Below are 11486 nucleotides of genomic sequence, written 5' to 3'. Positions count from 1 at the left end.
AGAATTTTATTCCTCCGGGACTTATTGATCCGGGAGAAGACAACGGAATATTAGCTCAGGTTTCAAGCAGGAAAGTCACAGGGCCATCATTGACCAGATGCACTTGCATGTCCGCACCAAACTGGCCCGCCGCAACAGTCGAATGCGCGATCCTGGCCTGATCCAATAGATAGTCATACAACGCTGCACCCTGCGCAGGCGGTGCCGCTTTCGAGAAGCTCGGACGCATGCCGCTTTTGGTATCGGCCGCCAGTGTGAACTGAGAAACCAGCAGCAACCCGCCGCCCACGTCACGCAGGGACATATTCATCTTGCCGTCGGCATCACTGAACACCCGGTAGTTAAGCAGCTTGTGCAGCAACTTATCGGCACTGGCCTGCGTGTCTTGAGGCTCCACACCGACCAACACCAGAATGCCCTGATCGATTGCACCAACTACCTCACCACCCACTTCCACGCGTGCACCCTGCACGCGTTGCAATAACGCTTTCATAGAGACTCTTTCAGACCTGCAACAGGAACGCGAAGGTATCAGGCTTCTTCAGGTGGCAGATCAAGCAGGCGACGCGCGACCTGTGCGGCAGCGCGAACCAGCGCGTCGGTGATGCCTGGCTCCGACGCTGCGTGGCCCGCGTCACGAATCACCTGCAGCTCGCTGTTGGGCCACGCCTGGTGCAGCTCCCAGGCATTGTCCAGTGTGCAAATGACATCGTAACGACCGTGAACAATGATGCCCGGCAAATGGGCAATCTTGGGCATGTCGCGAATCAACTGGTTGGCTTCCAGGAAGGCATTATTCATGAAGTAGTGACATTCGATACGCGCAATCGACAGCGCGCGTTGCGGCTCGGAGAAGCGGTCGACCACCTGTGGATTGGGACGCAGGGTGGCCGCACGACCTTCCCAGGTGGACCAGGCCTTGGCGGCGTGCATCTGGGCAATCTGGTCCGGCCCGGTGAGGCGCTTGTGAAAAGCCGCCAGCAGGTTGTCCCGCTCATCCAGCGGGATGTTGGCAACATAGTCCTGCCAGTAATCGGGAAACAGGCGACTGGCGCCCGCCTGATAAAACCAGTCGATATCCTGCTGGCGCGCCAGGAAGATTCCGCGCAGGATCAGTGCGTGTACACGGTCAGGGTGAGTCTGGGCGTAGGCCAGTGAAAGCGTCGAGCCCCACGAGCCGCCGAACAGCACCCATTTTTCGATACCGAGGTGCTCACGAATTCGTTCGAGGTCTTCCACCAGATGCCAGGTGGTATTGTTTTCGATGCTGGCGTGAGGCGTGGAGCGACCGCAGCCGCGCTGATCGAAAGTGATGATGCGGTACAGGTTCGGATCGAAATAACGGCGGCTCTGCGCATCGCAACCCGAACCCGGCCCGCCATGAATGAACACCACGGGAAGACCTTCGGGCGATCCGCTTTCATCGACGTAAAGCACATGCGGCTGTTCCACGGCCAGATCGTGCCGGGCGTAAGGTTTGATCTGCGGGTACAAAGTCTGCATATGTGCTCCATGAGTCCGATTCAGAGGCTTCTATTATTCTGCCGTTGGGCATCATAAACCCGAAACGAGGAATGAGCATGCTGCACATCATCGTTGCGAGTGGAACGATCAATGCAAGCGTTTTGCCAATTTGCAGAGTTCGCGAACCAGCGCAGCCGCTCTGGGTCGAAGCGAGAGCTCTGTCTTCAATTATTTCTTTCATTTTCAGGAAATAACTGACGACACGCCTACAGTCTAATAACCCCATCTTTCAATCCGTCAGACTACTTGAGGTCGTACCGATGTCTCAGGAACCACTTGTTCGTGACGCTGATGTGGCCGCTTTCCGCGCCGCAGTGCTCGCCAAACTCACTTACTCAGTGGGCAAGGACCCCGACCATGCGTTTGAGCATGACTGGTTTGAAGCGGTTGCCCTGGCTGCTCGTGACCACATGGTCGAGCACTGGATGGACCACACGCGACAGATTTATCGCACAGTTCAGAAACGGGTCTATTACCTGTCGCTGGAATTTCTGATCGGCAGATTGCTATACGACAGCCTGAGCAATCTGGGCCTGCTGGAAATCGCTCGCGAAGCCATGACCGAACTGGGCGTGGATATCGAGCGGATTCGTCTGCTGGAGCCTGATGCCGCGCTGGGTAACGGCGGCCTGGGTCGTCTGGCGGCCTGCTTCATGGAAAGCATGTCGACCCTGGGAATTGCCGGCCACGGCTATGGCATCCGCTACGAGCACGGCCTGTTTCGTCAGGCAGTGGTCGATGGCTGGCAGCAGGAACAGACCGAGAACTGGCTGGACTTCGGCAACCCATGGGAATTCGAACGCCCGGAAGTGGTGTACTCGATCGGCTTCGGCGGCAGTGTCGAAACCTTCACCAACGAAGCCGGTGAAACGCGTCAGGCCTGGCGTCCGGGCGAAACCGTCCGCGCCATTGCCTATGACACTCCGGTAGTCGGCTGGCGTGGCGCGAGCGTGAACACCCTGCGTCTCTGGCGCGCCCGTGCCGTGGAAGACCTGCACCTGGAGCGCTTCAACGCCGGTGACCACTTCGGCGCCGTAGCGGAAGTGGTGCGCGCTGAAAGTATTTCCCGAGTGCTGTACCCGAACGACGCGACCGAAGCCGGTCAGGAATTGCGCCTGCGCCAGGAATACTTCTTCGTCTCGGCTTCCCTGCAGGATTTGCTGCGTCGTCATTTGAACATGCACGCCACGCTGACCGATCTGCCGGAGCATGCGGCGATCCAGATGAACGACACGCATCCGTCCATCGCCGTGGCCGAGTTGATGCGTCAGTTGATCGACAACCACAATATTCCGTGGGACACCGCCTGGAAAATTACCGTAGGCACCCTGGGCTACACCAACCACACGCTGTTGCCCGAAGCACTGGAAACCTGGTCGGTCGGCCTGATGGAACGGATGCTGCCGCGCCACATGCAGATCATCTACCTGATCAACGCGCAACACATCGACACGCTGCGCGCCAAGGGCATCCACGACTTCGAAGTGCTGCGCGCGGTATCGCTGATCGAAGAAGACAATGGCCGTCGTGTGCGCATGGGCAACCTGGCGTTCCTCGGCTCGCACAGCGTCAACGGCGTTTCGGCGCTGCATACCCAATTGATGCGCAAAACGGTATTCGCCGAACTGCACAAGCTGTACCCGGAGCGAATCAACAACAAGACCAACGGCATCACCTTCCGCCGCTGGCTGTTCCAGGCCAACCCTAAACTGACCGAAATGCTGGTCGAAGCACTCGGTCCGGACGTGCTGGACAACGCAGAAACCCGTTTGAAGGAGTTGGAGCCGTTCGCCGAGAAATCATCCTTCCGCAAGCAGATGGCCGATCAACGCCTGCACAGCAAACGTGCGCTGGCGGCGATCATTCATGAGCGCCTCGGCATCTCAGTCAACCCGGCAGCGATGTTCGATGTGCAGGTCAAGCGGATCCACGAGTACAAGCGTCAGTTGCTGAATCTGTTCCACACCGTCGCGCTGTATCAGGCGATTCGTGCCGAGCCGGGCACGGACTGGGTGCCTCGGGTCAAGATCTTCGCAGGCAAGGCAGCGGCCAGCTATCACTCGGCAAAGCTGATCATCAAGCTGACCAACGACATCGCCCGCACCGTCAACAATGACCCGACCGTACGCGGCCTGCTCAAAGTGGTGTTCATGCCCAACTACAACGTCAGCCTGGCCGAAAGCATCATCCCGGCAGCCGACCTGTCCGAGCAGATCTCCACCGCAGGCCTTGAGGCTTCAGGCACCAGCAACATGAAATTCGGCCTCAACGGCGCTCTGACCATCGGCACGCTGGACGGTGCCAACGTGGAAATGAGCGAGCAGATCGGCCTGGAAAACATGTTTATCTTCGGCATGACCTCGCAGGAAGTCGAAGCCCGCAAACAGGCTGGCGACTTCAGTGCACATGGCGATGTTGCGGCGTCCGGCCGCTTGAACGATGTGCTGCAGGCGATTCGTGGCGGGGTCTTCTCGCCGGATGACCCGAACCGCTATGCAGGTCTGGTCGATCAATTGCTGGCCTATGACCGCTTCCTGGTCTGCGCGGACTTCGACTCGTACTGGGCGGCCCAGGCAAAGGTCGAAGAACGCTGGCACGACTCCAAGGAATGGTGGCGCTCGGCTGTGCTCAATACGGCGCGCATGGGCTGGTTCTCCTCGGACCGGACCATTCGCGAATATGCGGGCGAAATCTGGAAAGCGCTGGACTGAAAACAGGGGGCACATCGTAACCTGATGCTCAGCCCCCTTCGCGGACAAATCCGCTCCTGCTGGCTGAAACCGGCTTTCGGCCTTCAGGAGCGGACTTGTCCATGAAGACTGGCTTACGCTCCATTTCGACTGAATGTACCGCTCCACGTCAGGAGCGCGCTGAATCCCTCTCTCCCCTATACTGCGCACCGATAGACCTTCACACATCGAAAAGGATGTCGTCGCGTGCTTTGGATTTGCCTGGTGGTGGGCGGTGCGGTGCTGGGGTACTCGGTCAGTTACGACGAGTGGGAAGGCATGCTCATCGGCGCGGTCATGGGCTGGGGGCTATGGGCGGGTGTCCGCCTGTACCTGCTGGACAAGCGTTCGGCAGAGCAGTCTGTGGAACTGCTGGCAACGCGCAAGACCGTCGAGTCCCTTCAACAACGTCTGACGCTCCTCGAATACCCGCCTGTTCCAGGCCCGCAACCCGCCGCCGAAGCGCAGCATGCCGCTCCGTTGCCCGCCGACTCGGTCATCATCGCAGCCCAGACCACCGGGCCTGAGCTGATCTGGGACCTGCCGACCGAAGAAGGACCTGCAGCACCCGTCATCGCCCCGAATACTCGGGCCTCTTCACGCAAAGCACCGGCCAGGCCGTCCTCACCCAACCTCGTCGAAAAAACCCTGTCCAGCGCTGTCAGCTGGCTGATGGGTGGCAATACGGTTTTGCGGGTCGGCATCGTGGTGCTGTTTCTGGGACTGGCTTTTCTGTTGCGCTACGCCACCGAAGGCATGGTCGTCCCCATCGAAGCGCGCTATGCAGGCGTGGCTTCCAGTGCACTGGCATTGCTGGGGCTCGGCTGGTGGCTGCGCCTTCGCAACGCACCTTACGCACTAATGCTTCAGGGTGCTGGCATCGGCGTGCTGTACCTGACGGTATTTGCCGCCATGAAACTGCACACGCTGCTCGACCCGACTCTGGGCTTCGGGCTGTTGGTGGCGATCACGGCGTTCTCTGCCGTTCTGGCCCTGACCCAGAACTCCCTGGCGCTGGCCTGTGCAGGTGCACTGGGCGGCTTTGCCGCGCCGCTTCTGGCCTCGACCGGGCAAGGCAGCCACGTGTCGCTGTTCAGCTACTTCGCCCTGCTCAACGCAGGCATCTTCGCCATCGCCTGGTTCCGGGCCTGGCGCATCCTGAACCTGATCGGCTTTTTCGGCACGTTCGGCATTGGCTTTGCCTGGGGTATCAAGGCGTACACACCGGAGTTGTTCTGGAGCACCGAACCATTCCTGATCCTGTTTTTCCTCATGTATCTGGCGATCGGACTGCTGTTCGCGCGACGCAAGCTTCAGGAACACGCAAGCGAGCCACAGAATGACAGCCGCACGGCGCTGCTGCGCTGGTCGGCGCGTCAGGGCGACTATGTCGACGGCACGCTGTTGTTCGGGACGCCCATCGTCGGGTTCGGCCTGCAATATGCGCTGGTCGAACACCTGGAACTGGGCGCTGCATTCAGCGCATTGGCGCTGGGTGTGATTTACATGGCACTGGCGCGAGGGCTGGCAGCACGAGGCTCGGAACGGACTGCTTTGCTGATGGAAACCTGCCTGGCGCTGGGCGTGGTGTTCATGACACTGGCGATCCCGCTGGGGCTGGGCTCGCAATGGACGACCTGCGCCTGGGCCGTGGAAGGCGCAGCCATTTTCTGGCTGGGCATGCGCCAGCACCGGGTGCTGGCGCGCGCGTTTGGTCTGTTCCTGCAACTGGCCGCCGGCGTCACTCTGCTGGGCCACCTGGATCTGTCGGACGCACCACCGTTGCTCCAGAGTGATGACTGGACAGCGATGATTCTGGCGATTGCCGCCTTCGTCAGCGCCGGGTGCATCCATCGCTACAAGACATTGACGCTGGTGGATCAGGCATTGGCCAGAGCATTGTTGATTGTCTGGGCTGCGGCGTGGTGGATGTTTTCCGTCATCAGCTTCATCCCGCTGTTCGTGCCCGTCTCGCTGCGGACCTCCGCCCTTCTGATAGCGACTGCCACCAGCGTCGCGCTCTGGAGCATCGCGGCATCGCGGCTGCGCTGGCCCGACCTGGCGACGTTGTGCGCCACACTGACACCGTTTTGCACCGTTCTGTTGCTGACCTCGCCAGGCACTTGGTATCACCCGGCACAGGATGGCGGCTGGCTGGCCTGGCTGGCCGTGGTCGCAGTGCACCTGGTCTCGCTTCGGCGTCTGGCAGAACTGCTGCCGAGCCTTGCGACTCGCATTGCACATATCGTCGGCTGCTGGCTGATCATTGCCTTACTGGCGCTGGAACTGCGTTTCGGGCTGATGCAATTGTCCGAGCAGTACAACGCGTGGCGCTGGCTGGGCTGGGCCATTGTGCCGAGTCTGTACCTGTGGGCGATGACGTCGCAGCGCCAGTGGCCGTGGCCGGTATCCGCCTACCCTGAGGCCTACCGGGTCGACGCGGCCGCTCCCCTGGCCGTGCTGATGCTCGCATGGTTCTGGCTGGCCAACATTTTCAGCGACGGTGCTGCCGATCCGCTGCCGTATGTCCCGCTGCTCAACCCGCTGGAAATCGGTCTGTTGTTCTCGCTGACAGGCGTCTTCCTGTGGATGCGCCATTGTTTGCCGAAAATGGGTCTGGATGACACCCGCTCGCGCAATATTCCTTTGCTCATGGCAGGCGCTTCAGTCTTTGCACTGGTCACGGCAATGATCATGCGTACTGCACATCACTGGGCTGACGTGCCCTGGAACACCGAAGACCTGCTCGAATCGATGCGCGTCCAGGCGGGGCTGTCGATCATCTGGACGTTGATGGCGCTGGCGCTGATGATCGGTGGGCATATGCGCGCCCACCGGCAGATCTGGCTCGGTGGCGCGGCGCTGATCGGTGTCGTGGTGATCAAACTGTTCTTCATCGAACTGGGCAATCGTGGGGGCATGGAACGCATCGTCTCGTTCATAGGAGTTGGCATTCTGCTACTGGTGGTGGGATATTTCGCACCATTACCGCCGAAACCTCCCGTCACCCAGGCTGACGGGCAACCCGGCACGGCTCCAACCGCTGAGCCGAACCGCCCATGAGGAAACCGTTCTTGAGTCGCTCAACCTTGAAAATCGCTGTGCTCGGCATGACCCTGTGCACGACGATGGCCGCCCATGCTCAAGACAAACCGGCCGATTTCGCCAGCCAGACGCCGCTGACCCTGAGCGGTGACGGCCCTTGGTATCGCATCGAACTGCCGCTTTCGGTCCAGCTCAATGCGCGGCAGGCCGACCTGAGCGATCTGCGCGTTTTCAATAACGAAGGTCAGCCTCAGGCGTATGCCCTGAATCAGAAGCAGGCTTCGCAGGAACAGGAGCCCACGCCGATTCCGGTCAAATGGTTCGCGCTCTACAGCACCCAGGAAGCCGGTGACGCTCCGCCGGTCATTCGCATCGAGCGCGCCACCAATGGCACGGTGATCGAGGTCCAGCCGCAAAGCGACATCGAGGCGGGCGAAGAAGTGCTGCGTGGCTGGCTGCTGGACACCAGCGCGATTACGGCCCCGCTTGAACAGTTGATCATCGACTGGAGCGCCGAGCGCGAAGGCTTCCAGAGTTTCAGCATTGAGGCCAGCGATGACCTTCAGCACTGGCGCGACTGGGGTGAGGGACAGGTTGCACGTCTTTCGTTCGCCGACGAAGTGGTCGATCAGCGTGAAGTCGGTCTGCCCGGTCAGAGCGCTCGCTATCTGCGTCTGTTGTGGCGCTCGCCGCACAGCGCACCCACGCTGATTTCGGCCCACCTGTTTGCCGCTGACAGCGAAACGCCAACCCCGCCGCTGACCTGGTCACCACCGGTCGCCGGCAAGGTCGAAAAGGCCAACGAATATGTCTGGGAGCTGCCTGCGGGCCTGCCGGTCGAGCGTGTAAAAGTCGACATCGCCCAGCCCAACAGCCTCGCACCGGGCACTCTCTATGCCCGCAACGACATCAGACAGCCCTGGCAACCGGTCAGCAGCGGGCTGCTGTATCGCCTGACGCAAAATGGCAGCGATGTGGTTCAGGATCAGTTGCAATTGTCCGGGCGCATCGTCCGGCAACTCAAACTGGTGGTCGATGACCGCGGTGGCGGACTGGGCACCGAAGCGCCAGCACTGAGTGTCGCCGTGCGAGCCAGCGAAGTGGTGTTTCTGGCGCGGGGCAACGGGCCGTTCACCCTCGCGGTAGGCAATACCTCCGTCAAGGCCGCCAACCTCTCGCTGGCGACGCTCATTCCCGATTTCACCCCGCAGAAACTAGCCGCGCTCGGCACGGCGAAACCGACCACCGCTGCGGTCGCCAACATGGCTGCCCCGTTGCCGGCAGTACAGGAAAGCATCGACTTCAAGCGCATCGGACTCTGGGCCGTGCTGGTGCTGGGCGTGCTTTTTCTGGGCTGGATGGCGATGAGCACCTTGCGCGCGTCGAAACGCTGACAGGCCATCCAGGACCGCCGGATTCCAGCTACGCTGATCCGGCGTATGAACTGAAACAGTCATAAGCCAGTCTGATAGCAGTATTACGTCGCTACTCGCGTTAAACTGCGCGGGTTTTCATACCCCCTATTTTCGGAGCTATCCATGTCCCGCGTTACACTAAGTCGCTACTTGATTGAGCAGACCCGCAGCAACAACACTCCTGCCGATCTGCGCTTCCTGATCGAAGTAGTGGCGCGAGCATGCAAGGAAATCAGCCACGCCGTCTCCAAAGGCGCGCTGGGCGGCGTACTCGGCAGCATGGGTACCGAGAACGTGCAGGGCGAAGTACAGAAAAAGCTCGACGTGATCTCCAACGAAATCCTGCTGGAAGCCAACGAATGGGGCGGTCACCTGGCAGGCATGGCGTCCGAAGAAATGGACAATGCCTACCAGATTCCCGGCAAATACCCTAAAGGCGCCTACCTGCTGGTGTTCGACCCATTGGACGGTTCGTCCAACATCGACATCAACGCGCCGGTCGGCACCATCTTCTCCGTGCTGCGCTGCCCGAATCAGTACCTGAGCCAGAACGAAGCCCTGAACGAAAAGGCTTTCCTGCAGCCAGGCACCGAGCAGGTCGCTGCCGGTTATGCGATCTACGGTCCACAGACAATGCTGATCCTGACCCTGGGTGACGGCGTCAAAGGCTTCACGCTGGACCGCGAAATGGGCAGCTTCGTATTGACTCACGAAGACATCACCATTCCCGAGACCACTCAGGAATTCGCCATCAACATGTCCAACCAGCGCCACTGGGAAGCCCCGGTTCAGCGTTACGTGGAAGAGTTGCTGCAAGGTGAAGAAGGTCCGTTGAAGAAGAACTACAACATGCGCTGGGTCGCGGCGATGGTTGCCGACGTGCACCGCATCCTGACCCGCGGTGGTCTGTTCATGTACCCACGTGACAGTCGCGAGCCTTCCAAGCCGGGCAAACTGCGCCTGATGTACGAAGCCAACCCGATGTCGTTCCTCGTTGAACAGGCAGGCGGCGCGTCCACTGATGGCCATCAGCGCATTCTCGACATTCAGCCTGAAGGCCTGCACCAGCGTGTCGCGGTGTTCCTGGGCTCGAAGCAGGAAGTCGAGCGCGCCACCGCTTACCACAAAGAGTAAGAGGAACAGACCGATGCGTGCGCCCTGGCTGCCGCTGCTCGACTGGTGGTTCGGCTCTGCCGAATCGCCCACTGAAGTGGTGAAATCCAGAAACACGCTCTGGTTCGGCAAGAAAAAAGCCAATGACACCGAAGCGCGAGAGCGCTTTGGTGATCAGGTCGAAAAGGCTCTTTCAGGTGGACTGGCCGAATGGGCGGAAAACCCCAAGGGCTGGCTGGCGTTGATCCTGTTGCTCGATCAACTGCCGCGCATGATCCATCGCGACACCCCCAAAGCCTTTGCCGGCGACTCGCGTGCGCAGTCACTGGTCAAACACGGCTTGAAGCTGGAGCGCGATCAGCATCTGGATCCGTTGCAGCGCACCTTTATCTATCTGGTGCTGGAACACAGTGAAGACCTCGCCGATCAGAACCGGGCCATCGCCTGCTTTGCCCGCCTGCTTCCCCTGCTGCCCGCCACGGATAGAGACTACTTCAAGAGCAGTCTGGATTACGCCGAACGCCATCAGAAGATCATTGCCCGCTTTGGGCGCTTTCCGCATCGCAATGCCATTCTGGGCAGGTCATCGACCGACGAAGAGATAGAATTTCTCAAGAAGCCCGGCTCAAGCTTCTGATCAGCCAGATAAATCCTCGCGCCTGCCGGGAACCAGATCGGGTTTTTCTCTTCTAAGCTTTCGGTATTGCGCCAGCGTCAGGCTGCATCAGCCTTCGTTGCGACGCGACCCCCTTCCGTTCAGGAGCTACATCCATGTCCTTGCGCTATGTCGCGTTACTGTCGTTTTGCGTGTTTCTGGCTGCGTGCAGCAAAATCACCCAGGAGAATTACGCCAAGCTCTCCGCTGGCATGCCCAAGGCTCAGGTCGAGTCCCTGCTGGGCAGCCCGACCGAGTGCTCAGGCGCGCTAGGCATGTCCAGTTGCACTTGGGGTGATCAGAACACCTTCATCAGCGTCCAGTACGCAGCCGACAAGGTCGTGCTGTTCTCGGGCCAGGGCCTCAAATAAACATGATCAAGGTACTCGTTCGGTTTGGTATCTTCGTGATGGCCAGTTTCTTGGCAATCGGCTTTGCACACTCGGCTGACAACCTCGAGCCGAGGACAGTCGACAGCGTCGATCTCAAGCAGTATCAGGGCACCTGGTACGAGCTGGCGCGCCTGCCGATGTTCTTCCAGCGCAAGTGCGCCCAGTCCGAAGCCCATTACGCACTCAAGGATGACGGCACTATTGCCGTAACCAACCGCTGCCGCACCCTCGAGGGCGAGTGGCAGGAAGCGACCGGCACAGCGACACCGCAGGTGCCGGGCAAGACCGACAAATTGTGGGTCGTGTTCGACAACTGGTTCTCGCGTCTGCTGCCGGGCGTCGCCAAGGGTGATTACTGGGTACTGGACATCGGCAACGGCTACAAGACCGCCGTGGTCGGCAACCCGGACCGCAAATACCTTTGGCTGCTGTCGCGCACGCCGACCGTCTCCGAATCGGTCAAACAGGACATGCTGAGCAAGGCTCGCCAACAGGGTTACGACACCTCACGCCTGATCTGGCGCGAGGATGATTCGAAGATTGGCAAAGAAGCGAAGTAACGGTTCAAGCGGAGAAGTCTGATCGTGCCCACCGACAGGCACGATCAGGCAAT

At 60.1% G+C, this 11486-nt stretch carries 9 protein-coding genes; 7 read left to right on the top strand and 2 right to left on the bottom strand.

Annotated elements, in window-relative coordinates; genetic code table 11:
- Positions 1-55: 55 nt before the first annotated feature.
- On the bottom strand, positions 56-493 hold the full coding sequence (gene dtd, locus KDX39_RS09010) for a D-aminoacyl-tRNA deacylase (RefSeq protein WP_231660087.1): 438 nt from the start codon (positions 491-493) through the stop codon (positions 56-58).
- 38 nt (positions 494-531) lie between these two features.
- Complete coding sequence (gene pip / locus KDX39_RS09005; RefSeq protein ID WP_231660086.1) at positions 532-1503, bottom strand: prolyl aminopeptidase; 972 nt, start codon at positions 1501-1503, stop codon at positions 532-534.
- Between the two features lie 281 nt (positions 1504-1784).
- Between pip and KDX39_RS09000 the strand changes: the two genes are divergently transcribed.
- The 7 genes from KDX39_RS09000 to KDX39_RS08970 all read left to right on the top strand — a co-directional run bounded on the left by KDX39_RS09000 (position 1785) and on the right by KDX39_RS08970 (position 11433).
- Positions 1785-4235: a glycogen/starch/alpha-glucan phosphorylase gene (locus KDX39_RS09000; protein WP_099229367.1), complete on the top strand. Its 2451-nt coding sequence runs from the start codon at positions 1785-1787 to the stop codon at positions 4233-4235.
- Between the two features lie 225 nt (positions 4236-4460).
- A complete protein-coding gene (locus tag KDX39_RS08995) occupies positions 4461-7316 on the top strand; it encodes a DUF2339 domain-containing protein (protein ID WP_231660085.1) in 2856 nt (951 codons plus the stop codon).
- Positions 7317-7342: 26 nt separating this feature from the next.
- Positions 7343-8692 carry a DUF3999 domain-containing protein gene (locus tag KDX39_RS08990; protein WP_371321831.1) on the top strand — a complete coding sequence of 450 codons (1350 nt, stop codon included), beginning with the start codon at positions 7343-7345 and terminating at the stop codon, positions 8690-8692.
- A gap of 144 nt (positions 8693-8836) precedes the next feature.
- A complete protein-coding gene (locus tag KDX39_RS08985) occupies positions 8837-9847 on the top strand; it encodes a class 1 fructose-bisphosphatase (protein ID WP_099229364.1) in 1011 nt (336 codons plus the stop codon).
- Between the two features lie 13 nt (positions 9848-9860).
- Positions 9861-10463, top strand: a complete 603-nt coding sequence (locus KDX39_RS08980; RefSeq protein WP_099229363.1) for a DUF924 family protein — start codon at positions 9861-9863, stop codon at positions 10461-10463.
- 134 nt (positions 10464-10597) lie between these two features.
- Entirely contained in the window at positions 10598-10852 is a 255-nt protein-coding gene (gene bamE, locus KDX39_RS08975; RefSeq protein ID WP_004882706.1) for an outer membrane protein assembly factor BamE domain-containing protein, read from the top strand.
- A gap of 2 nt (positions 10853-10854) precedes the next feature.
- Entirely contained in the window at positions 10855-11433 is a 579-nt protein-coding gene (locus KDX39_RS08970) for a lipocalin family protein (protein ID WP_099229362.1), read from the top strand.
- Positions 11434-11486 lie beyond the last annotated feature (53 nt).

It is taken from the genome of Pseudomonas sp. CDFA 610, assembly GCF_021147865.1.
Lineage (GTDB): Bacteria > Pseudomonadota > Gammaproteobacteria > Pseudomonadales > Pseudomonadaceae > Aquipseudomonas > Aquipseudomonas alliivorans.
Note: the sequence above shows the minus strand (reverse complement) of the source record. Positions and strands in the feature narration are given on the sequence as shown.